This window comes from Lactobacillus kullabergensis (genome assembly GCF_003151025.1).
GTDB lineage: Bacteria > Bacillota > Bacilli > Lactobacillales > Lactobacillaceae > Lactobacillus > Lactobacillus kullabergensis.
Genome location: NZ_CP029477.1, coordinates 1,330,530 through 1,353,207 on the forward strand (window position 1 = coordinate 1,330,530; position 22,678 = coordinate 1,353,207).

The following is a 22,678-nucleotide window of genomic DNA, read 5'->3' on the forward strand; positions in this document are numbered from 1 at the left end:
ATAATTAAAGTTTAGCTCAAAATTGTTTTTAACAGACCAGTCATACAAAAGACTGGTTTTTTAATTTTATATGCGAACTAATCCAAGGCACGACCTTACCAATAACTTCATTAAGTTTGGTAAAATCACCAGTTTCAACATTGTAAGTATGGTTCGCATTTTCAACTGTAAAGGAATCTACGTTATCCATGTGACAGTTTTTAATAAAATTTAAACTGATATTTGGATCCAAAGTAGGATCGCTGATACATACTTCAACTAAAATTGGATTTTTAAAATTTTTAATGTTGTCATTCAAAGTTGTCTTCAACTCATCAAAGAACCTGCGGTATACCAGTTCAACACCACCGCTACTGGTATGAACAATGCAGTAACCTAAATTATCCATTTGAAATTTATCATATGCCATTTCAAGAGGCTCAGAAGTATTGATAGCGCCATTTAGAGAAACTATAATTTTTGCTGGTAACGTCGAACAAGTAAATACTAAGCGACCACCAAGGCTATGACCTAAAAGTCCAACATTATTTTCTTCAACATATGGTAAAGACTGCAAATATTTAAAACTCGCTTTAACCTCATCGGTCATCACTTTCATGCCATAATTTTCTCTTGAATAAAGGTTCTCCCCCATGCTGCACAAGTCAATTCTTGCTGCAACAATTCCGGCTTCTACAATTTTTTTGCTAATTCTTGCTAACATATGATTATCATTATTCCTGGAAGACATGAAACCATGGATCATCAATACAGCAGGAAATTTACTACTTTCATCCGGAATATCAATTTGCATTGGCACCTCATGGTCGATGCAACTCAAAAATCTTAGTTCTTCGCGCACTGCAATTATCTCCTTAAATATATTTTTAATTTAATAATATAAGATATATTATACTGCTATTTTCCAGGTAAATATCAAAATAATATATGGCTTTGCGACTACACATAAAAAAGGTCTACAAACTTTTGAAACAAAATTCCAATGTTGTAGACCTTCTATAATGATTAATACTTAAATTTTATCTGATCTCCAAGGATCAATGCCTTCATATAATTTAGCTTTTCCAATTGAATTAAATACCTTATTTTTATGATGTACTACTTTTTTACCTGCTTCAATGGCTTCAGGGAATAAATTATTTGGATCCCATCCATCGTTTTTTGCCAATATTTCACGAGCTTTTTGGAAAAATGCATTTTTGTAATCTGAAGCTAAATTCACCTTACTTATTCCATTTTTAACAGCATCTGCAACTTGCTCATCCGGATTTGATGAGCCTCCGTGCATAACCAAAGGGGTATCTGGAACTGCTTGAACTATTTTCTGTAAAATGTCAATTCTTATTTTAGGAGTTACATCAGGTGGATAAATACCATGACTAGTTCCAATACCAACAGCCAAAGTATCTACACCCGTTTCCTCTACAAATTTTTGAGCTTCTTCTGGTGTGGTATAAATACCTTCTTTTTTGTGTCCCTCAATATGGACCCCAGTTTTACCTATTGTTCCTACTTCACCTTCAACAGAAACGCCAACTCTGTGAGCCATAATAACTGTTTCTCTAGTTAGAGCAACATTTGTTTCCCAGTCCTCAGCCGACATATCAATCATTACTGAACTAAAGCCATCATGAATTGCTCTAGCTGCACTATCCACAGAATCACCATGGTCAAGATGCAGTGCCACTGGAATTTTACTATCACGAATTCTGGTTAAAACATAACTAATAAAGTCATCTTTACAATACCTAAGCTCAGTTGGGTGAATCATTATAATTGCTGGAGCGTAGTCCTCTTCACATTGCTCAATCACTGTTCTTACCAGTTCAAGGTTTGAAACATTATATGCTCCTACTGCAAAATTATTTTTTCTCGTTTTTGCCAACAACTGATTCATATTTACTAATGTCATATTTTTCTCCTTTTGTCTAAATCTATTTTTTATTTCCAGCAATTTTTTATTAATAAACGAGGCATCACTTCCTTGAAAGTATTTTTATTGTATGTTGATATTAGATAAATCAATATTTTTCTCATCGTCTTCTTGAACTTTATCAACCTGCTTTTCAGTTAATGGTTTTTTAATAATTGCCAGCAAAATACCAGTTATTAACGATCCAACCAGTAAAGCAATTATTGCAATGACTGGTTTTGACATAGCTGGAATAACGAAAATTCCACCTGATGGAACAGGACTCTCATTGCCCAAAGCGTAGCTAATCATTCCTGTTACTCCACAACCAATCCAAGTACAAGGTAAAGTTCTAAACAAATCATTCATAGCTATAGGAATGACGCCTTCGGTTATCATGCAGCATCCCATAGGAAAGGCTACTTCAATATTTTCAATTTCTTTTCTGGTATAAATATTTTTATGGAACAACTTAGCCAAAAAGTAAGACATTGTAACTCCAAATGGAGGAACCATAGAAGCTAATACCTTTATACCTTCAGGCCCTTTAATACCATCAAGCAATAAACCATCACAAATCAAATTTGGGATTTTACTAATTGCTCCACCATAATCCAGACATCCAATCCAACCAATTAAGAATCCATATAAAGCTCTTTGGGATCTATCCAAATTAGTAATGAAGTGATTAAGAGCGGTCGTGGCAGCTGTTAATGGTTGACCTAATAGGAAAAACATAATCAGAGCTGTAAAAATTGCAGTAACAGTTGGTACTATTAACATAGGCATCAGTCCGTTAGCCCAACGAGGGACTTTAATTTTTCTAATACCTAGTGCAATATAACCAGCAATAAATCCTCCAATGATACCGCCAAGAAAACCTGCTCCCAAAAAAGAAGCTATCTGTCCTGCAAGAAATCCAGGCGCAATACCCGGTCTATCGGCTATTGAATAACCAATATAGCCAGCAATGAACGATGGTAATAATCCCATTCCCAGAACACCTAAAGTGGTCATACTATTGGGAAAGTTCATTTGTGCAAGGCTTGTTACCTGCTTACCGCCCATCAGATTACCTATGGCTATCAATAATCCCGAAGCCACAACTAATGGCAACATGTATGAAATGGAAGTTAATAGATGCTTTTTGACAGCTGATCCAGCTTTTTTAGCACCTGTGACAAATGTATTCATTTAAATCACTCCTTTTGACTCTTTCTTTCTTTCACTTCTTCTTCAATTTTTTCCAGCAATTGTTTGGGAGCCTTTACAACCAGAGAAGTACCTACTTTTACTGTAGGAATATTTTTAAAACGCTCATTGCCAGTAGTTGCAATATCAACAGCCAGCAATGCTACATCTGCCTCAGCGATTTGCTCAGGAGTTAATGCACTTTCAGTACCGATTGTTCCTTGGGTTTCAACGTGAATTTCATCCCCCAATTCTTTGGCTGCCTTTTCCAACTTTGCCTTTGCTAGATAAGTATGGGCAATACCAGATGTGCAAGCACAAACACAAACTATTTTCATAATTAATCATCTCCCTTTGTTCCCACACAAAAGATCAATAACATTTTTCTTATTTTTGGCGGCATGTAGCTTATCAATGAAATCATCATCAGACAGTAAAATTGCCACTCTTTGTAAAAGCTTTAGGTGCAACGTATCCGCATCTTGATCCCTGACTGCAAATAAAATTACGGCTGTAACTGGTTTATCATCTAAAGTTTCCCAAGGTATAGGATGATCACTTAGACCAATCGCTATCATAGTATTTTTGACGGCTTTTGATTTGCCGTGTGGAATTGCCACCCCTTGACCAATTCCAGTTTCCCCTTCTTCTTCACGTAGAAATACGTCATCAATGAAGTCCTGGGTATTTGTAATATCGTCATCCTCTTTCAAAAGAGTACTGAGCTCTTTAATTACATCTTTTTTAGTTTTTCCATTTAAATGAAGGTCAATCAAGTTTAAATTAATGACTTTCGCAATATTAATTTCTTTATCAGCCAAATTTTTTGACCTCCTATCTTTTTAAAATCTGAACAATTTCAGTTGCACTTTCAGCTTTGTTTATTTCTGCAATGACATTGTCGTTAGCCAACTTGTCTATGATCTGAATTATTTTTTTAAAGCTTTTGTTGGATTTTTTTATTATTTTTGGAACTACTAAACAGATAAGCGTATTAACCTTGGAATCATCAAGACAATCCCAATCAGCTATTAAAGTTTTTGATTTTAGAATTAATAGCCAAGGCGTAAAATCAGATTCTAAAATTACGTGAGGAATGGCAATTCCCTTTACCAAAGCCGTGTTAGCAGTTTTTTCTCTCGTTGACAAACTTCTTAAAACTGTTACTTTGCTCACATCCATTTTTGAAGCGACTATATCAACTATAATTTGAAAAGCCGCTTTTTGATCTGTTACATCAATATCACAGCTTTTAAGCAAAACTTCGTTCATTAATGATATTCCTTACTACATTTCTGACTTTCTGCTCATCCTTTTTCGTAAAAAAGGCACTCACTAATTCGACAGGAATTTTTCCGTGATAATTAATAGGAACTGTACTAATTAGCAATTCAATTTCAGGCTTATTTTTGATAATATTTTCAATATTGTAATTAGAAGCTAACCCAACAATTTCAATCTCAGGGATTGAGTTTTTTATCTTGGTAGAAATAATTCCGGAAGTCCCAATACCTGTTGTGCAAATAACATAGGCCTTAATCTTCTTATTTGATTTATTATTTTCTTCATAATATTTAGCAAAGTACAAACAGATAAATCCAGTTTCATCATCCGAGATTACCGGTAAATTAAATTTTTGACATGCTAAGGTTGCAGCTTTTTTGGTAGCGGTGAAAACTTGCGGATATTCTAGTTTGATGTCTTTTAAAAGAGCGTTTGGTAAAGATATCTTCATTTTTAACCTGCTGATCATGGCCAAAACATGATTTCTGATTTCATCTTTTATAGAAGGTGAAAAGCTACAATGCAAATAAGCGGAAACTTTTGAAATAAAAAAGTCGGTAACCTGATCTGCCAAATCGCGATCATCAAGAACAATGCCATCAAATGAATTAAAACGAGAAGTTAGCAGATACTTAAACAAGTAATAAACTTCGGAATCTAATTCTTCTCCTTTAAAGCCCAGATACTTTTTCACGTTTGATACAATACTTTTGCAAATGCTAAAAATTTCAGGATTCATTTTAATTTCTGTTTGCAAACTCGTATCTAAAGAAATTGACTTATCCATTGCCTTAAATTTTTTTGCCCTAATCAAAAGAACATAAATATGCGCGAAAAAATTTATATTATACGGATAAGGTAAAGAGCCATTTAAAACTCGCAGTGCCATTTCGACCTGGCTCAAAGCAAAATTAAAATCCTTTTGATCTAATTGAGAAGTATTTTTTCGCAAAGTTTCAATGTCCGTAGATTTATTAATGTGAAGAACTACCTCCATCAAAGCACTTCTGATGTCTTTTTCATTGCCAGTAATCTTTACAGATCTTTGTTTGCTTTCAAGTTTTAAATTCCACTTACTTATTCTTTTACTGATTTGCTTTTCATCATTTCTCAAGACAGGTTCGCTGATATACAAACTGTTAACTAAGTCATAAATTTTAACATCATTTGGGGATGCAAAAAGCAATTTTGCCAGCATGTTCTCCTGTCTTAGTTGTGTTGATGAATCATTATGGACATTGTTATTTGCCACATTTAGATAATTTGAATAGTTTAGCTCATAGCCCCGCCCCCTTTGGGAAACAATTATTGGTTGAGAATATTTTTTATTGATACTATTGATATGGCGAGCAATTGTTTTTTTCGAAACATTTAAACCATTTGATAGTTCCTCAGAAGTAATGAACTTATTGTGAAGCTTGAGATAATCAATAATTTCTTGACTAATTTCTTTATGCACTGGTCATACCTCCTGATATTTTTATTTTGCCATTCATGTAAACGCTTAAATAATTAAAAAGTGTCCGTTGTTTGTTTCTACAACGGACATTTATATTAATTGTAAGTAAAAATAAGCTTATCAAGAAGTTACTTTATTAGTTATAAATTGACTTAATTTAAATTTTTTAAACAAAAAACCTTCTAAACTGAGAAATCAGCTTAGAAGGTAAGTTAGTATTTGACTGCTTTTATTATCAAATTAAATCAATAAATTAACTTTATATTCTGATAACTTATTCGAAAGATTTAAAATCAAGACCACTTTAAAAGATTTGAAGTACTCTTTTTTATTTTTTTCCACCAAATACAGGAAAATGACTAGAAGAACCATAATTAAAACTATTAATTTTTTCCAAAGTAGTCATGTCATCTTCACTTATGTCAAAATTCAATTCTGCATTTTGCTTCATATGCTCTGGATTAACAGACTTTGGCAAAACTACTGTATTGAGCTGCCAATCATATCGAATACATAACTGGGCAACTGAAACTTGATATTTTTCTGCCATAGTCTTAATAGTAGTATTCGTCAGAGCTTCACCGTGAGCAACTGGCGAAAATGACTCCACAACAATGTCATGTTCTTGACAAAAATCAATCAACTTTTTTGGTGTTGCTCCAATATGACACAAAATTTGATTTACCATTGGTTTAACATCACTGTTGTCAATTAAATTCTGCAAATCCTCCGGCTGAAAACTGGAAACGCCAATTGCGCGTAATTTTCCTTCTTTCATAGCATCTGTTAATGCTCGCCAAGTCTCTATATTTCCTTCAAAATGACGATCATCTGACTGGTTAACTTCCTTCCAAGGTTGAGGATTGTGAATAATCATCATATCTAAATAGTCAAGATTCATACGATCAAGGGTTTCATCAATTGACTTTTTAGCTTCTTGATAATTTTTGATTTCAGCCTCTACTTTAGAATTAACAAAGATTTGATCACGGCTAATACCTGAATCTTTGATACCCTGACCAACTCCTTTTTCGTTATGATATGCCTGAGCAGTATCAATATGCCGATAACCCATTTTTAAGGCAGTTTGCACGGGCGAAGCTACCTCGTTATCTGGGATTTTCCAGGTTCCTAATGCTAGTTTAGGGATCTTTACCCCATTATTAAGTGTAAATGTTTCTTCAAAAATCATGTTTATCCCTCCATACTTCTTTTCTTGAGTATAACGCTTAAATTGGACTTTAAGTCAATATATTTCATTTAGATTTTTATGATCTTTTTGTTTACAATTAAATGTATATATCAAAGAAGGTAAAAATATGAAATATGTTTATCTAATGCGTCACGGACAAACTTTGTTTAATGTCCAACATAAGATCCAGGGATTTTGTGATTCACCTTTAACTTCATTAGGAATTAAACAAGCAAAAGCAACGAAAAAAGATTATTTTGAACATGAGAAAATCAATCTAGAAGAGGCGCATTGTTCAACTTCTGAAAGGGCAATAGATACTTTAAAAATAGTGACCGATCTACCTTTTGAAACGCATAAAGATTTACGTGAGTGGAATTTCGGCGCATACGAAGGAGAAGGTGAACACTTAAATCCGCCACTACCTTATAACGACTTTTTTGTTCAATTTGGTGGTGAATCCCAAAAACAGGTAGTCGCAAGAATCAATAAAGCGATTATCAGTATTGCAGAATCATCTCCTTGTCAACATATTCTGATTGTATCGCACGCCGGTGCTATAGCAAATTTTTACAGAAAGTGGGAAAAATATAATACTTTTGAACGCAAATATCACTTTAAAAACTGTTCAGTCTTAAAATACGACTATGAAAATGGTGTTTTCCGTTTGCAGTCGATTTTTAACCCCAGCTGTTAAAGCAAAGAGAGATCAATCATTCAGATTGATCTCTCATATATTATAATTATTAAATTATTCCAAGTTCAATGAACTCTTGTCAAAACCTGCTGACTTAATCTTGTCATCAATTGATGGAGTACCAAGCCATGTGATCATTTCCTTCATTGAAGCTGTAATTGCTTCTGTACCTGGAAGAAGAAGCTTACGAGGATCGTAACCCTTGTTGTCCTTATCTTCATCCTTATGTGCTTCAAAGTACTTACGTGTAGCAGCTTGGAAAGCTAATTGGAATTCTGTGTTAATGTTAACTTTAGAAATTCCGAGAGAAATAGCTTTCTTAACTTGGTCTTCAGGAATACCTGAACCACCATGTAATACCAATGGAACAGAAACTGCATCCGCAATTTCCTTCAAACGATCAAAGTTTAAACCTTTCCAGCCTTCTGGATAAACACCATGTATATTGCCAATACCACAAGCAAGTTTGTCAACACCTGCAGCTACGAAAGTTTTTGCGTCTTCAACAGAAGCAAGTTCACCACCATCGGCACCTTGATTCTCACCAATTTTACCGATTTCGGCCTCAACTGAAATGCCACGTTCATGCGCCAACTTAACAATTTCTTTAGTTTTAGCTAAGTTCTCTTCAGTTGGTAATGCATGACCATCAAACATAACTGATGAGTAACCAAGAGCAATACATTCTTTAGCAGCTTCAAAGCTACCGTGATCTAAGTTCAATACAACTGGAACAGAAATATTCATTGCATCAATTTCGTCTTCAACTAAGTCCTTAGCAACTTTATAGCCACCCATGTACTTAGCTGCACCCATTGACACCTGAATTAAAACTGGGGTTCTTGTTTCCTCAGCTGCCTGTAAAATTGCACGTGTCCATTCCAAGTTGTTAGTGTTATAAGCACCTACTGCATAATGGTTTTTACGAGCATCTTTAAAGATTTGATTACCATTATCTAAATATGCCATTAAATATACCTCCTATTAAACTTACAGTCATATTGTATCGTATTAATTAATCGTTGAACAATCTTTTATTTGATGTAAACGTTATTATTTTAAACTTTTACATTTCTTTAGGAGCATTCACACCTAATAGACGCAAAGATTCAGTTAAAACAATTGAAGTTGCCTGAACTAGTGCCAATCGAGCACTAATTTGATCATCATCTACTAAAACTTTAACATTTGCATAATACTTGTTAAATTTCTTAGCTAAATCAAGAGCAAACTTAGCAATAACTGACGGCTCAAACTTATCACTGCTGCGAGCAATGATACGAGGAAAATCAGCAAGGGACTTAGCAACTCCAAAAGACCAGTCATCAACAATTTGTATATCTGTTAATTGCGGTTCGTGACCTTGAACGGCTGCCTTGCGCAAAACACTTTGTGCACGAGCATTTGTATACTGCACATATGGACCTGTGTCACCTTCAAAACGAACAACTTCATCAAGGTCAAAGTCAAAGTTTTCAGTTCTTTCATTCTTTAAATCATGAAAAATAACTGCGCCAACTCCAACATCATGAGCTACTTGATCTTTATTGGTCAAATCAGGATTTTTCTGCTCAATTTGTTTTTGAGCTAGTTTAACGGCGTCTTGTAACACTTGATCAAGAAAAACCACATTGCCTTTTCTAGTAGATAACTTTTTACCATTTTGAGTAATCAAGCCAAAAGGAACATGGTAAATTTCATCAGCCCAATCATAACCCATTTTTTTCAAAACAGATTTTAGTTCTACAAAATGTTGAGCCTGTTCGTTGCCGACCACATAAAGCATTTTAACAAAATGATAATTTTTCATACGATAAATCGCAGCTGCCAGATCACGTGTTAAGTAGATGCTAGTACCATCTGATTTAACAATCAAAGCTGGATTTTCATCTTTACCCATGTCAACCACTTGTGCACCACGAGATTCATGCAAAAGTCCTTTTTCTTTCAGTTCATCAATCACAGGTTGCATTTTATCGTTAAAGAAAGCCTCACCTTTATACGAATCAAAAGTGACTCCCAATTCTTTGTAAATACGGTTGAAATCGGCTAAGGAAACATCCCGGAACCATTGCCATAATTTAACTGCTTCTGGATCACCCTCTTCTAGTTTCTTAAACCACGCCCGACCTTCATCTTCAAGCTCAGGGTGCTTTTCAGCTTCTTTATGGAACTTGACGTAATATTTAAATAAATTCATGATCGGGTCTTTTTTAACGTCTTCTTCCACACCCCAGTGCTTGTAGGCCGCTATTAATTTACCAAATTGTGTGCCGTAATCACCTAAATAGTTGATTTTAATTGGTGTGTAACCAACTTTTTGCAGGGTCTTGGAAATTGAATTGCCAATTACTGTTGACCTTAAGTGCCCCATCGACATTGGTTTTGCAATGTTGGGGCTAGACATATCAATAGGAACATTCCCCTTTCCCAATTTTTGGTCACCATAATGTTCTTTTTGCTGCAAGATTTCTGTGAGAGTTTGTGAAATCAACTTGCTGTGATTGATAGAAAAATTAACGTAGGGTCCAACAGCTTTAATTGAAGCAAAATCACCGCTTTTTAGTTTGTCTGCAATATTTTGCGCAATAACTACCGGATTTTGATGCAGCACTTTTGCCAATGCAAAGGCTGGAAAAGCATAGTCACCCATTTTTTCATTTTTTGGTCTTTCAATTAATGAATTGATTTGATCTTTGGGAAGGTCAACCTGACTAGCGATTAAGTCAACTACCTTATCTTTAAAATCCATTTTTCCTCCTAAATGCCAAAAAAAGTCTCTTCCTCATTATTTGAAGAAGAGACGAGTTATAACCCGCGGTACCACTCTATTTGATACAAAGTATCCGCTTATTAAATTTGCTAAATTATTAGTTAGACACGCCTTCAGTCATTCTTCCAGCTTGACTTTCACCAACTCAAGCTCGCTTTTCTAAAAAAATGCCTACTACTCCTAACCACTTTCACCAAAAGATTATAACAGGAAATGAAAGCTGAGCCAAATTTTTTAGTTATTTTTGATAATTACTTTGGTACCTACTGGAATATTTTCAGCCAACCAGCGTGAATCAGGAACGCTTAATCTGATACAGCCATGAGAGGCAGGCTTGACACCTAGCTTTTCAGCCTCTTTAATATTGTATTTGCCGTTGCCTTTCGTAGGAACGGAATGGAAAAGATAAACATTTTCTTTGTCCCAACTAGTCCAGTTATTAGCACCTTCATTTAATTCAGGATTATAAAAAGAGTCTCCACGACCATTTTTAATTTTATAATTTCCTGTTGGTGTCAATGACTTGCCTTTTTTAAACAAACCAGCACTTGCCAGCATGGTGTACACTCGTTTATTACCCCGCAAGATGTAAACTCGATTACCCTTGAGGGAGACTCTAATTGTTAAGTCATTTTCGAGATGCTTAATTTTAGGATAGGGCTTTATCTCACTTGGCTTTTTCCAATTAAAGGGGGAACGTAAATCTTTTGGATCCCGGTATGGACGATATGATGATGCTGTTTTAATAACAGTTGTTTTCTTTGCTTCCATAGCTGAATTTTTCTTTTCTGGCTGAGATGGCATTGAAATTCGTGCCAGACTAATAGCACATATTAATAGAACACAAAAAGCAGTAAGAACTTTTAAAAGACTTTTCTTCATGTTATAACCTTTCTCCCAACCAAATTTTCAACGTAAAATATCTAATTAGCATATTGATTCATTAGCTGTGGCAACATCGCGCTTATTTCGGTCGGTCGCACTACATAATTATTTTCAGCAATTTTATCGCCTGCCAAAGAGTGAATAAAAACTGCGGCCAGAATAGAATCCAAACTATTGCCAAATTGAGCTGTAAAGCCACCTATTATACCAGCTAAGGTATCTCCCATTCCACCTGTAGCCATGCCAGGATTGCCTAATGGATTTACAAAAATCTGATCGGCTTTGGTATAAATGTGAGTGTGATTTGATTTTAAAACCAAAATAGCATTTTGGGTAGGAAAAATCTTTTTCAAAGCATTTAAATTTGCACTGTCAGTCTGATATGGGATTCTTATTTGACTCAATCTTTGCCATTCCATCTGATGTGGTGTTATGACCACTAAACCGATTTGAGTTGGAATTAACTTTGGATCCTGGCCAATCATGTCCAAAGCACTCGCATCCAAAATCAATATTTGATTTTGAGAAACATTTTGACATATCTTTGACATTAATTGCCGAGTAAAAGTGTTGGATCCTAAACCTGGTCCACAAACAATAACATCCATTTTTTTCATTAAATTTACCAAATTCCGATCACGCCAGTCAATAAACATGACCTCAGGATTACGTGCATGCAGTGCATCAAGATTCATCGCATGGGTGGCCACAGAAATGAGTCCCGCACCACTATTAAGTGCAGCCTCAGCGGCCATGATAATTGCACCACCATAGTTTTCACTGCCACCTATTAATAAAATCCGACCGTAATTGCCCTTATGAGAGTCACTTGGTCTTTTTTTTATTACTTTGGTCAAAATATCTTCTGTAATTACTGCCATATTAGCCTCCAAATAGCCAGCGCCAAAACCTTACAAAAATGTTTACTCTATTAGTTGATTCTAAAGCATGGGCGGGCAACAATAGTCCATTAGGACTTTGCAGTGAAATAATTTTGTTTTTGCCATTCTTAAAGTAATAAGAGTTAATTTTTTGCCCTTTTTCTACAGGAGCTTCAACAGTTTTAGCTGTTAAACCCACCTGAAATTTAGAGCCATTTTGTGGTATCCAGATCAGTGTTTTATTTTTGATACCAATATTTATCTGTCTGGCTTGTCCATTGTGAACTGCCATATTCGTGTGACCAATAATTACTTCATTACGCTGAAAAATCAAGGGCTCGTATTTTTGATAAACGTAATTGAGCAGTTTAGCTGTTTGAATAAAACGGGCAGGATCAGTGTTGGTAACATGTTTTGCTCCCATTATTACAGTAATTATTCGCCCACCACGATGAGGTGCAGTCGCAATGAAACAAGCACCTGCAGCATCAGTAGTTCCTGTTTTCAAACCATCTATTTTTAGATTTTTATGATATTGCGGCATCCCTTTTAGCATCCAGTTAAAATTGCTCATTGGCGTTGCCATATTTTGGTCAATAAAGTCCATTTTAGCAATTTTAGTAGTCTTAAGTACTTCAGGATAATCCTGTATTAATTTCTGACCTACAATAGCCATATCCTTGGCAGACAACATGTTCTCATCATTTTTACCTGCCCCAGGATAAGCATCATTACCAACGCTTTTGTTGGGCAATCCGCAGGTTGTATAAATACGAGCATCTTTAATGCCCCATTTTTGCAGCTGCTGTCTCATTTGCTTAACGAACGCAACCTGAGAACCACTAATTGCTTCTGCTAACATCATTGCGGCTCCGTTAGCGGATTCAATTAAGGTTGCTTGATACAATTGTCTAATCGTATACGTGTGCTTCATACGCAAGGGAACGTTTGAATACTCTCTGTTACTGGCAACGGCAAAAATTTGCCGAGTAGGCGTAACCTTAGTGTTCCAATTGATTTTTTCCTGATCAATTGCCTTTAGGGTTAAATATGCGGTTACCAGTTTTGTCATTGAAGCTATGGGCAATGGCTGATTAATATTTTTGCCATACAATAATTGTCCAGTCATACTGTCAATTGCTATAGCTGCTTTAGCATCGATAGCTACTTTATCTTGATCATAATTATCAGGCAATTTTGAAGCAGCATACACGTCAACTGGAAATGCCAGTAATAAAAAGCTGATAAAAAATAGAATGATGGCTTTTGCTTTCTTTTTCAAGTGTGATTCTCCCTTCCCTGATATTTTTTGGATTATTTTACGTTTTATGCTTACATTTTACCAAATTTTTGGTATGATTATTACTGTGCTAAAAATAATAAGCCCCGATGGCGGAATTGGCAGACGCGCAGCGTTCAGGTCGCTGTTTAGGTAACTAAGTGAAAGTTCGAATCTTTTTCGGGGCATCACGTTAAGCTAGTAAGAGCTGGTCCATTGTGGAACTAGCTCTTTTGTTTTTTCCTAAATATTTATTTAATTCCTCTTGTTCAATTATTTTACGATTTTTGTTTTCTATTTTTCCTTATTTCTAGCGTATTATTCAGAACTTGCTAATTGACAGTCACAATAGTTACTTGAAGCAACAACGATTTAACTAAAAATAAGCAAAAGATAAATGCTTATATTAGTATAAAAATTGCTATACCTGTAAATAGTATCAATGGTATTTCGCGGAGTTTCTGCTAGGCACTTTAATATTTCGCAAGTGATTTTTCAAAAACTTAGACTTGGCTACTTTTATTTTTAAAAATATGTTTTCAATTGTACTTAAATGATTTTTTTGTATTAAAATTATAGTAAAAGGAGGTATTGTCATGCAAAAACGTTTAACAAAATCTGAGGATAAGATTGTCTCCGGTGTCTTTGGCGGAGTCGCAGAATACTTTGGCTGGGATAAAGCATGGACCAGGATTGGAGGCGGAGCATTAATATTGTTTTCATTCTTTACAGGATTGCTTTTATATATTATTGCTGCAATTGTTATGCCTGAAAAGGATCACGGTAATGACACTCCTGACGGTGAATTTCATAAGTACTAAATTCTTAAAAAATAAATTTATTCGTCTTACTCAAAAATTCAAGTTTAATTCAAGTTTAATTCAAGTTCGATTATATGAAAAATTAGACCTGAATTTATTTTTGTGCAATTTGACCTTTTTCGAATTAAATAATATGATTTATACAATAATTTACTTAAAGAAAGGTTAATATATTATGAGCTTAGACGTTAATATACTCCCATCAGATTACATTGACTTATCTATTGGGGATTTTCGTTCTGGAATAAACAAAAGAATAATTGACAAACTTGTGAAACGAGTTGAAAAAGAAGGCAACGGATACACTCCAGGTATGGGTCTGCCAAAACTCAGAAAAGAAATTGTGACATATTACAAAGAAAAATATGGCATAAAAGATATTGATGTAGATAACATCCAAATCACAGTGTCATGCTTACATGGTGCATTTTTATCCTTAAAGTCAATCATCAAATCTCAAAGTGATGAAATTATAGTTATTGCTCCCTTTTTCCCTTCGTACTTAAATTTAATTGCAGGAGTAGGAGCAAAGCCAGTGATTGTCGAATCAGAGGCTCCCGATTTTGCATTACCAAAAGACCAAATCAAAAACGCAGTAAATCGAAATACCAAGGCTATTATCATTAACTATCCTAATAACCCTACTGGTGCAACTATTTCAAAAACAGACCGTAACTTCTTGAACAAACTTTGTGAGGAAAACAATATTTTTATAGTTGATGATCATGTTTATAGTGACTATCCGAGCACCTATAAGTATCAACCAGTCTCAACTGACATTTCTCATCAAATATTAGTCAGCAGTTTTTCCAAGACTTTTGCTATCCCAGGAATACGTCTAGGCTATGTGATTGCTCCTGCCGGTATTATTGAACGGGACGGTTATTATAATGAGGGGATCACTTTTAGTGCCCCAACTATTAGTCAATTCATTGGTGAAATAATTTTAGAAGAACCAGATCAATATACCCATCATATTGAAGAGATTGGACAAAGAGGTAAAAAACTAACTAATTTGCTTTCTACAAGTAAATATTTTGCTTCCTCAAAGTATCTAGGAGGCCTATATATGTTTATTAAAATTCCTGACGAAATCAAAGATGTTGATTTGTACTATAAACAATTAGAAGACCACTTTCATGTAATTGTCGCCAAAGGTAGTGATTTCGAGTATTCTGACAGATACTTTAGGATTTCTTTATCTACCGAAAAAGATGCTTTGTTTAAAGGTATGCAGAAGATTATTGACTGTGTAGACTATACTTTGAATTATAAATAATTGCATGCTTAAAAAGTAGGTCAATAAAATAAATATTACATTTCGGTTTAAATTAATAAACTCTTTGCTTACCGAGTTTTAATTCAGTTAGCAAAGAGTTTTTCATTTAACTTTAAAAAGCTAATATAAGTCGATTAACAAAGTAGTTCTAAATATATTTAGCTCAAAGCAAAAAACTTGATGCCGTTTTTATTACGGTACCAAGTTTTAATATTAGCTTCACACTTATGCATGAATATGCAATTTTTCTAATATAGGAATAATTTTATCTCCCAAAATTTTTTGTGCCAAATCAGACTTAATTGCCGCAAATCCGTAAAATACGCAGCCCACTAAAATGGATATAACTACAATGATTAATGACTGCAAACTACTTGCAGGGTTCAAGAACAATTCAAGTCCCTTTTCTACTGCCAAAACAATTAAAAACATGGTTACAGAAAATACAGTAATTCCTATAAAACGCCTTCTTGTTCGATCTTGGTTGAAATTATAGCCAACTTTAAGGTGTTTTAAGGCCATAAAGATAATAACGAGCATCCCTAAGTTAGTGGCAATCAGTGGACCAAAAACCTTAAACAAATAGATCATTGGATACTGCATTAAAATTTTAATAATTAGTCCTAATACTAAATATTTAATTGCAAGACCATTTTCTGACAGGCCTTGCAAAATTGCCATCAATACAGTGAATAAACCTAAACTTATTGCTGTAAATGATGAAAGATATAAAACATTTGAACCTAACTTGTCATAACCATAAAAAATTGTATAAACCGGTGTAGAAATTGCTGCCATACCAAAAGAGGCCGGAATCATGACAAATAGAAATAAATCTAAAGTGTTACCTATTTGATTTGAAATTCCGTGAAAGTCATGCTTTGTGTGTGCTGCAGACAACAAAGGAATTGTTGTCACTGCCATTGCACTGGCAAGAGACACAATAATCATAATCAGCTTATTAGCATTTAGAGCAAATAACGCATACCAAGTCTCAATTGTATTATTGGATGCATTGATTAAACTGGCAATCATTGGATGAAAAGAATACTGATCTACCAGATAAAAAAGCTGTATTCCTGCATCAATAATAATAAACGGAACTGCCTGAGCAATAATTTCTGCAAAAAGAGCAGAGGTTGAAACTTGGATTTCATTATTAGAATTTTCAACTAATTCATTAAGCTTGTTACGCCGCGAAAGCAAAAACCAAGATAGTACGGCAATTCCAAAAATTGCTCCGATTGCTGCAGCTAAATTTGATTGCACAACAGCGTCAACAAAGTTACCGCGTTGCACCTGCATAATTATATAGGCAGTTAATAACATCCAGATAACTCGTGCCAATTGCTCTACAAACTGAGACATGGCTGATGGCATCATATCCTCATAGCCCTGAAAATATCCCCTCATAATGCTTAAAACAGGGATTATCAAGATGGCATATGACAGACTACGCATGACTTTTACTTGTCTGGGATCAATCTGCGAACCATTAGAAGCCAAAAAAGGCGAAGCAAAGTACATTATTGTAGCAGAAATAATACCCAAAATTACCATTAAAATCAGACCACGATGAAAAAGCTTACGTCCGACACCGTACTCATTAAGCGCATTATATTTTGCCACCTGTTTCGCAACGGCGCCAGGAATACCTGCTGTAGATATTAAAATAAAAATACTATAGATATTATAACTTCTAGCAGTTAATGCATTGGCAATATTGCCGTAAGGTGACATCCAATAAAACCATGGAATAATATAGAGTGCTCCTAAAATACGTGACGTAATAGAGCCAAAAGTCATCCATGCACTGCCCTTAATGAAGGTATTTTGTGTATTTTTTTCAGATAAATTATTTTCTCTCATTAATATTCCCTAAATCTAGTTTACTAACTATATTATTGTGAATGAAAAAAGTCAATTAACAACAAATATACTTTGCATTTTAGGAAAAATTAACTTTATTTAGCTACAATATTGACAATTTTATTCGGTACAACAATGACCTTTTTTACGTCTTTGCCTTGTAAAAACTTCTGTACATGTGGTAGAGCCAGTGCCTGCTTCTGAACTTCATCTTTATCCAAACCAACAGCAGCTGTAAAATTCCCACGCAGTTTACCATTAACTTGTACCATAATCTCAACCGTTGACTCAACTAATTTAGCCGGGTCATAGGTTGGCCATTTTGCAAACGTCACAGATACATCATGACCAAATATTTGCCAAATTTCTTCCATCATATGAGGAGCAATAGGCGCCAAGAGGGTAATAAAGCCTTCCGCATATTTCCTTGGAATAGTTTTAGCTTTTTGTGCTGCGTTAATGAAGACCATTAATTGAGAAATTGCGGTGTTGAAATGTAAATTATCGAAGTCCTCGGTAACTTTCTTAACAGTTTCGTTATATATTTTATCTAAGGTGCCATCGTTGTCCTCCACGATATTTTCTTGAGGAATAGCTTTAAGGTCTAAATCGTTAACAAATAAACGCCAAACTCTGTCCAAGAACTTCTTGGTAGAAGCAGGACCATTATCATCCCAATCAATTGAAGCATCTAGTGGGCCCATGAACATTTCGTACATTCTCAGACTGTCTGCACCGTACTCATCGATCACGTCATCTGGGTTAACAACATTGCCTTTTGACTTGGACATTTTATCATGATCTTTAAGAATTAATCCTTGATTAAATAATTTTTGGAACGGCTCTTCATTCGGAATAACTCCCAGATCATATAAAACCATGTTCCAAAATCTTGCATAGAGCAGGTGTCGTACAGCATGTTCTGCACCACCGATATAGAGGTCAACCGGCATCCACTTCTTGAGCAATTCGTAATCAGCTAATTTATTATCATTGTGTGGGTCAACAAAACGTAAGAAGTACCACGATGAACCAGCCCAATTAGGCATAGTATTAGTTTCACGCTTACCCTTGCGGCCGTTTTTATCAACTACATTAACCCAGTCTTTAAGATTAACTAATGGACTCTCAGGTGTTCCTGAGGGCTTGATGTCAGTAGCATGAGGTAAAACGAGCGGTAATTCATCTTCTGGAACCAGCGTTGTTTCTCCATCTTCCCAGTGAATTACTGGAATTGGCTCGCCCCAATAACGCTGACGACTAAATTCCCAGTCACGTAACTTGTAATTAACCTTTTTCTCTCCAGCATGGTGTTCAGTGAGCCAGGCCACAATTTTCTCTTTAGCTTCTGCATTGTTGAGCCCGTTTAGGAACTCAGAATCTATGTGTGGACCATCACCAGTATAGGCTTCTTGTGCAATATCTCCACCTTTGATAACGGCCTTAATAGGCAAATTGAATTTCTGAGCGAACTCATAATCACGTGTATCGTGTGCAGGAACTGCCATAACTGCACCAGTACCATAACTGCCAAGTACGTAGTCAGCAATCCAGATAGGAATTTCTTCATTATTTACAGGATTAATTGCATAAGCACCTGTAAAGACACCTGTCTTGGTTTTATTTAGATCTGTTCTTTCAAGGTCGGACTTAGATTCAATTTGTTTAATATAGGCATTGACTTCATCTTTATGACCATCAGTCATAATTTTTTGAACTAATTCATTTTCTGGAGCTAATACAGCGTAAGTTGCACCAAATAAAGTGTCCGGACGTGTACTAAAGACATCAAATGTTTCATTAGAATTTTTGACCTTAAAAGTAATTTGGGCACCTACTGAACGACCAATCCAGTTACGTTGCATTTCCTTAATGTTTTCTGGCCAATCAAGATTGTCTAAACCAGCAAGCAAACGGTCAGCATATTTAGTAATTCTAAGCATCCATTGCTTCATGTTACGGCGATAGATTGGGTAACCACCACGTTCAGTCTTACCATCAACAATATCTTCGTTGGCAACAACTGTACCCAAATCTGGCGACCAGTTAACAGGGGCTTCAGCCTCATAGGCTAGACCATTTTTATACATTTGTTCAAATGTCCATTGGGTCCACTTGTAATATTTTGGATCACAAGTTGCAAGTTCCCTGTTCCAATCGTAAGAAAAGCCCAAAGTATTCAACTGTCTTTTAAAATTGGCAATATTTTCAGTAGTAACAACGGCCGGATCTTGTCCAGTTTGGAGAGCATACTGTTCAGTCGGAAGACCGAAAGCATCCCAACCCATTGGGTGAAGGACGTTATAGCCTTGACTACGTTTCATTCGTGCGACAATATCGGTTGCTGTGTATCCTTCTGGGTGTCCTACATGCAGTCCCTTACCAGATGGAAAAGGGAACATATCTAAAACATAATAATTTTTCTTTTTCGGGTCATTACCGGTTTTAAATGTTTGATTTTTTTCCCAGTAATCCTGCCATTTCTTTTCTACAACTTTGTGATTATACATATTTTTACCTCATAAAAAAAGTCCTATGAAATATTTTTTCATAGGACGAATAATCGCGGTACCACCTAAGTTCCGCGCTAAAAGCGCGACACTCATGCCCCTTAACGCGGAAAGCAAACGTTAGACTTTTCCAGGCTCAGTTCACAATTTGCTTTTCAAGTCTTGCACCTTCCGACTCTTCTCTATAGAAAAACAAAAATGCTACTAGTTCCTGATCTTTATTTTTTGATCAATAATGATTATAATTTACCACAAATGAAAAAAAAAACAAGGGGAGAAAGTTTTTGAACAAAACAATTCAAACAAAGAAAGACACCATAATACCTGCGACAATATTTTTGATTTTATATGCTATCTGGGCAATACTGGTTGCTTCTGAAAATCAATTTATTCGTGAATTTGATCAAACAGTTATTAGTATTATCTGCAATAACAATCCTGCAGTAATCAAATTTGCTACAACATTTACCAATTTAGGCAATACCAATGTAATTATGATTGAAACAATCATCTTGGTAATTGTTTTAGCATTTTGCAGAAAATTTGCTTATGCGTTTTTTTCCGCCGGAACAATGATTGCGGCTAATGGTTACAACTGGATCATCAAACACGCAATAGCTCGTCACAGACCGCTTACCCACCACCTTGTGGCAGCTCACGGATATAGTTTCCCATCTGGTCACTCTGTTGGCAGTGCCACTTTATTTGGAATTTTGATTGTTTTAACAATTTTATTAATAAAATATAAAGCCACTAAAACTGTATTGTGCATCATTTGGGTCTGTTTTCCAATATTAATTGGTTATACAAGGATTTTCAACCACGTTCACTACCCTTCTGACGTAGTTGGCGGGTTTTTAGAAGGAATCGCATTTCTTTTAATCGGATATTCCTTCCTTTACCATTATTACTTAGAAAATCAAAGAGCACAAAGTACTATTTATTAACTAAAAAAGAGTTCTTATCAATTAGTGATAATTCGAACTCTTTTTTGCTACCTTAATTTAGAATTTTAGCTCAGTCAATTGCTAAGCGATTAATGACATCTTGATATCCAGGGCACTGTTTTAATAAATCTGACTTTTTAAGCATCTCAAAGTCATGATAATCAAATCCTGGTGAAACAACACAGCTTACTAAACAAAAACTGTTTGGTTTAGTAACTTCAGATGCAAAAATGGTGTGTTTGGGAACTTTAAACTGCATATATTCTCCAGCTGAAACATTTTTGCCTAACTTTACAGCAGTGTATTTACCTTCTGGAGAAATACAATGAATAGTAATCGCTTCTCCATCGTGGTAATACCACATTTCATCATGGTTCAGTCGGTGAAAGTGAGAACAACTGGTATCATCAAGCAAAAAGTAAATTGAAGTGTAATAAAATCGATTTCCATTGCTGTCTTCATCATAAAATTCTTTGTCACTAGTATAAACTTGCCTGAACCAGCCACCTTCCTGATGGGGTTCAAGTTTTAAACTTTTAATATAATCGTTGCGTTGCATTTTTTCTCCCTTGTAAAAATTTGAATAATTAAAACTACTTTCTTCAAATCTAGCCTATTTTTGTCAGAATGTCATCTAAAAATTAATTTCATAAAGTAAATAGTTACTATAGTTTAAAAATAAAACTAATATTGTAAATACTTTATATTGGTAGGTACTATTATTTGAAATCAATTATGAAGCAAGTCAAAAACTTAAAAAATGGTATGGTTTCAAAATTTAAGAGACATATCTTTTTTTATTTTCAATTAAATTTTAGACTAAATATATTTGCCTCATTTTGCTCTTAAAATCACTCGGTAAATTCAGTCCTTTAATCAGGTAATTATCAAAATCCCCATAATTTTGCCTAATGGCAGAAAAATACCGTTCTAAATATGACTTTTGTACCGTTAAAGCTACAGCAACATCTTTTAATTGTGAACTTGTTAATTGGTCTCTTAGGTAGTCTAAAATTTCCTGATTTTCCTGCTTGCGCGCCGCGATAGTTTTTAGATAATCGGCAAAGATTTGATCGTCACTTACTCCCAAGCTTTTCAAAATTAAAGCAGCTGCTACTCCTGTGCGATCTTTGCCAGCAAAGCAATGAAATGCTGTCGGAACAGGATCATTTATGAGAGTCATTAAAAATTGATGGTAGCCATTTTGAGCAGATTTCTGTAAAGCTAATTCTTCATAGGTGGTAAGCATATCTTCTTCAGCCTGATTATTACCAGAAACAATTTCATCAACACTGGCTTGATTAACCTGAGCATCTTTTAAAACATCAATTACAACATAATCTAATCCGGACCACAAATAATCCGGAAATTGTTTTCTTTCTTCCTCGCCCCTAAAATCAAAAACTCTCTTAATTTGATATTTATCTTGTACTTGTTCTTTTTGATAAGGAGTCAAGTTATACAATTGCCCACATCTAAAAAGTATCCCGTCTTTTACTTTTCTTCCTTCAAATCCAGTGTAACCAACTAAGGAACGCCAATTAGTAATTTCCCTTGCCATTTTTTAATACTCCAATTACTTATTAAGTTTAATATTATTTATTATAATTTTTCAGGCAAATTATTTCTACTAATGAAAAAATTTTAAAATAAAAAACCTGTTGGTAAATAAACCAGCAGGTCTGTTATAAATCTAACG

At 34.9% G+C, this 22,678-nt stretch carries 21 protein-coding genes, 1 tRNA gene and 1 other annotated feature; of the genes, 5 read left to right on the plus strand and 17 right to left on the minus strand.

Going from position 1 to position 22,678, the window contains the following annotated elements; genetic code table 11:
- Window positions 1-40 precede the first annotated feature (40 nt).
- From DKL58_RS06280 to DKL58_RS06315, 8 genes are all read right to left on the minus strand, one after another.
- Window positions 41-841 carry an alpha/beta hydrolase gene (locus tag DKL58_RS06280; RefSeq protein WP_162542337.1) on the minus strand — a complete coding sequence of 267 codons (801 nt, stop codon included), beginning with the start codon at window positions 839-841 and terminating at the stop codon, window positions 41-43.
- A gap of 171 nt (window positions 842-1,012) precedes the next feature.
- Window positions 1,013-1,912, minus strand: a complete 900-nt coding sequence (locus tag DKL58_RS06285) for a ketose-bisphosphate aldolase (RefSeq protein ID WP_045928345.1) — start codon at window positions 1,910-1,912, stop codon at window positions 1,013-1,015.
- An 84-nt stretch (window positions 1,913-1,996) separates the two neighbouring features.
- Window positions 1,997-3,106 carry a PTS fructose transporter subunit IIC gene (locus tag DKL58_RS06290; protein WP_109586506.1) on the minus strand — a complete coding sequence of 370 codons (1,110 nt, stop codon included), beginning with the start codon at window positions 3,104-3,106 and terminating at the stop codon, window positions 1,997-1,999.
- Window positions 3,107-3,111: 5 nt separating this feature from the next.
- Complete coding sequence (locus DKL58_RS06295) at window positions 3,112-3,441, minus strand: PTS fructose transporter subunit IIB (RefSeq protein WP_109586507.1); 330 nt, start codon at window positions 3,439-3,441, stop codon at window positions 3,112-3,114.
- Window positions 3,442-3,447: 6 nt separating this feature from the next.
- Window positions 3,448-3,924, minus strand: coding sequence for a PTS sugar transporter subunit IIA (locus DKL58_RS06300; RefSeq protein WP_034980067.1), 477 nt, complete (start codon window positions 3,922-3,924; stop codon window positions 3,448-3,450).
- Window positions 3,925-3,937: 13 nt separating this feature from the next.
- Window positions 3,938-4,375, minus strand: coding sequence for a PTS sugar transporter subunit IIA (locus tag DKL58_RS06305; RefSeq protein WP_109586508.1), 438 nt, complete (start codon window positions 4,373-4,375; stop codon window positions 3,938-3,940).
- Window positions 4,356-5,846, minus strand: coding sequence for a BglG family transcription antiterminator (locus DKL58_RS06310; RefSeq protein ID WP_109586509.1), 1,491 nt, complete (start codon window positions 5,844-5,846; stop codon window positions 4,356-4,358). The genes DKL58_RS06305 and DKL58_RS06310 overlap by 20 nt, the downstream gene beginning before the upstream one ends.
- A 328-nt stretch (window positions 5,847-6,174) precedes the next feature.
- Window positions 6,175-7,038: an aldo/keto reductase gene (locus DKL58_RS06315; protein ID WP_109586510.1), complete on the minus strand. Its 864-nt coding sequence runs from the start codon at window positions 7,036-7,038 to the stop codon at window positions 6,175-6,177.
- A 127-nt stretch (window positions 7,039-7,165) separates the two neighbouring features.
- On the opposite strand from DKL58_RS06315, the gene DKL58_RS06320 reads away from it, so the two are divergent.
- Window positions 7,166-7,735 carry a histidine phosphatase family protein gene (locus DKL58_RS06320; protein ID WP_109586511.1) on the plus strand — a complete coding sequence of 190 codons (570 nt, stop codon included), beginning with the start codon at window positions 7,166-7,168 and terminating at the stop codon, window positions 7,733-7,735.
- A 54-nt stretch (window positions 7,736-7,789) separates the two neighbouring features.
- Here the strand turns inward: DKL58_RS06320 and fba are convergent, their stop codons facing one another.
- The 5 genes from fba to DKL58_RS06345 form a co-directional block, all read right to left on the minus strand.
- Window positions 7,790-8,704, minus strand: a complete 915-nt coding sequence (gene fba / locus DKL58_RS06325) for a class II fructose-1,6-bisphosphate aldolase (protein WP_109586512.1) — start codon at window positions 8,702-8,704, stop codon at window positions 7,790-7,792.
- A 97-nt stretch (window positions 8,705-8,801) separates the two neighbouring features.
- Window positions 8,802-10,487 (minus strand): arginine--tRNA ligase, encoded by a 1,686-nt coding sequence (gene argS, locus DKL58_RS06330; protein WP_109586513.1) that lies wholly within the window; start codon window positions 10,485-10,487, stop codon window positions 8,802-8,804.
- 255 nt (window positions 10,488-10,742) lie between these two features.
- Complete coding sequence (locus DKL58_RS06335) at window positions 10,743-11,390, minus strand: L,D-transpeptidase (RefSeq protein ID WP_109586514.1); 648 nt, start codon at window positions 11,388-11,390, stop codon at window positions 10,743-10,745.
- 41 nt (window positions 11,391-11,431) lie between these two features.
- Window positions 11,432-12,274 carry an NAD(P)H-hydrate dehydratase gene (locus tag DKL58_RS06340; RefSeq protein WP_109586515.1) on the minus strand — a complete coding sequence of 281 codons (843 nt, stop codon included), beginning with the start codon at window positions 12,272-12,274 and terminating at the stop codon, window positions 11,432-11,434.
- A 1-nt stretch (window position 12,275) separates the two neighbouring features.
- The gene (locus tag DKL58_RS06345; RefSeq protein WP_109586516.1) at window positions 12,276-13,556 is read right to left on the minus strand and encodes a serine hydrolase; all 1,281 of its coding nucleotides are present in this window, start codon (window positions 13,554-13,556) and stop codon (window positions 12,276-12,278) included.
- A gap of 101 nt (window positions 13,557-13,657) precedes the next feature.
- Here DKL58_RS06345 and DKL58_RS06350 point away from each other — a divergent pair.
- The 3 genes from DKL58_RS06350 (at window position 13,658) to DKL58_RS06360 (ending at window position 15,653) form a co-directional block, all read left to right on the plus strand.
- Window positions 13,658-13,741 (plus strand) — tRNA-Leu (locus tag DKL58_RS06350).
- Between the two features lie 408 nt (window positions 13,742-14,149).
- Window positions 14,150-14,374, plus strand: coding sequence for a PspC domain-containing protein (locus tag DKL58_RS06355; RefSeq protein ID WP_045928355.1), 225 nt, complete (start codon window positions 14,150-14,152; stop codon window positions 14,372-14,374).
- Window positions 14,375-14,549: 175 nt separating this feature from the next.
- A complete protein-coding gene (locus DKL58_RS06360; RefSeq protein WP_109586517.1) occupies window positions 14,550-15,653 on the plus strand; it encodes a pyridoxal phosphate-dependent aminotransferase in 1,104 nt (367 codons plus the stop codon).
- A gap of 225 nt (window positions 15,654-15,878) precedes the next feature.
- On the opposite strand, the gene DKL58_RS06365 is transcribed toward DKL58_RS06360, so the two are convergent.
- Entirely contained in the window at window positions 15,879-17,522 is a 1,644-nt protein-coding gene (locus DKL58_RS06365) for a putative polysaccharide biosynthesis protein (RefSeq protein ID WP_109586518.1), read from the minus strand.
- Between the two features lie 95 nt (window positions 17,523-17,617).
- On the minus strand, window positions 17,618-20,032 hold the full coding sequence (gene leuS / locus DKL58_RS06370; protein WP_109586519.1) for a leucine--tRNA ligase: 2,415 nt from the start codon (window positions 20,030-20,032) through the stop codon (window positions 17,618-17,620).
- 38 nt (window positions 20,033-20,070) lie between these two features.
- Window positions 20,071-20,260 (minus strand) — a binding site (T-box leader).
- A gap of 56 nt (window positions 20,261-20,316) precedes the next feature.
- Here leuS and DKL58_RS06375 point away from each other — a divergent pair.
- The gene (locus DKL58_RS06375) at window positions 20,317-20,979 is read left to right on the plus strand and encodes a phosphatase PAP2 family protein (RefSeq protein ID WP_109586520.1); all 663 of its coding nucleotides are present in this window, start codon (window positions 20,317-20,319) and stop codon (window positions 20,977-20,979) included.
- A 70-nt stretch (window positions 20,980-21,049) separates the two neighbouring features.
- On the opposite strand, the gene DKL58_RS06380 is transcribed toward DKL58_RS06375, so the two are convergent.
- Window positions 21,050-21,538, minus strand: coding sequence for a cupin domain-containing protein (locus DKL58_RS06380; RefSeq protein WP_045928359.1), 489 nt, complete (start codon window positions 21,536-21,538; stop codon window positions 21,050-21,052).
- Window positions 21,539-21,793: 255 nt separating this feature from the next.
- Window positions 21,794-22,540 carry a tyrosine-protein phosphatase gene (locus tag DKL58_RS06385; protein ID WP_109586521.1) on the minus strand — a complete coding sequence of 249 codons (747 nt, stop codon included), beginning with the start codon at window positions 22,538-22,540 and terminating at the stop codon, window positions 21,794-21,796.
- Between the last annotated feature and the right edge of the window lie 138 nt (window positions 22,541-22,678).

Coding starts and splice junctions, on each gene's coding strand:
- DKL58_RS06295 (WP_109586507.1), bottom strand. CDS start 3,441: ATGAAAATAGTTTGTGTTTGTGCTTGCACATCTGGTATTGCCCATACT.
- DKL58_RS06305 (WP_109586508.1), bottom strand. CDS start 4,375: ATGAACGAAGTTTTGCTTAAAAGCTGTGATATTGATGTAACAGATCAA.
- DKL58_RS06315 (WP_109586510.1), bottom strand. CDS start 7,038: ATGATTTTTGAAGAAACATTTACACTTAATAATGGGGTAAAGATCCCT.
- DKL58_RS06290 (WP_109586506.1), bottom strand. CDS start 3,106: ATGAATACATTTGTCACAGGTGCTAAAAAAGCTGGATCAGCTGTCAAA.
- DKL58_RS06335 (WP_109586514.1), bottom strand. CDS start 11,390: ATGAAGAAAAGTCTTTTAAAAGTTCTTACTGCTTTTTGTGTTCTATTA.
- DKL58_RS06320 (WP_109586511.1), top strand. CDS start 7,166: ATGAAATATGTTTATCTAATGCGTCACGGACAAACTTTGTTTAATGTC.
- DKL58_RS06385 (WP_109586521.1), bottom strand. CDS start 22,540: ATGGCAAGGGAAATTACTAATTGGCGTTCCTTAGTTGGTTACACTGGA.
- DKL58_RS06285 (WP_045928345.1), bottom strand. CDS start 1,912: ATGACATTAGTAAATATGAATCAGTTGTTGGCAAAAACGAGAAAAAAT.
- argS (WP_109586513.1), bottom strand. CDS start 10,487: ATGGATTTTAAAGATAAGGTAGTTGACTTAATCGCTAGTCAGGTTGAC.
- DKL58_RS06340 (WP_109586515.1), bottom strand. CDS start 12,274: ATGGCAGTAATTACAGAAGATATTTTGACCAAAGTAATAAAAAAAAGA.
- DKL58_RS06380 (WP_045928359.1), bottom strand. CDS start 21,538: ATGCAACGCAACGATTATATTAAAAGTTTAAAACTTGAACCCCATCAG.
- DKL58_RS06365 (WP_109586518.1), bottom strand. CDS start 17,522: ATGAGAGAAAATAATTTATCTGAAAAAAATACACAAAATACCTTCATT.
- DKL58_RS06360 (WP_109586517.1), top strand. CDS start 14,550: ATGAGCTTAGACGTTAATATACTCCCATCAGATTACATTGACTTATCT.
- leuS (WP_109586519.1), bottom strand. CDS start 20,032: ATGTATAATCACAAAGTTGTAGAAAAGAAATGGCAGGATTACTGGGAA.
- fba (WP_109586512.1), bottom strand. CDS start 8,704: ATGGCATATTTAGATAATGGTAATCAAATCTTTAAAGATGCTCGTAAA.
- DKL58_RS06355 (WP_045928355.1), top strand. CDS start 14,150: ATGCAAAAACGTTTAACAAAATCTGAGGATAAGATTGTCTCCGGTGTC.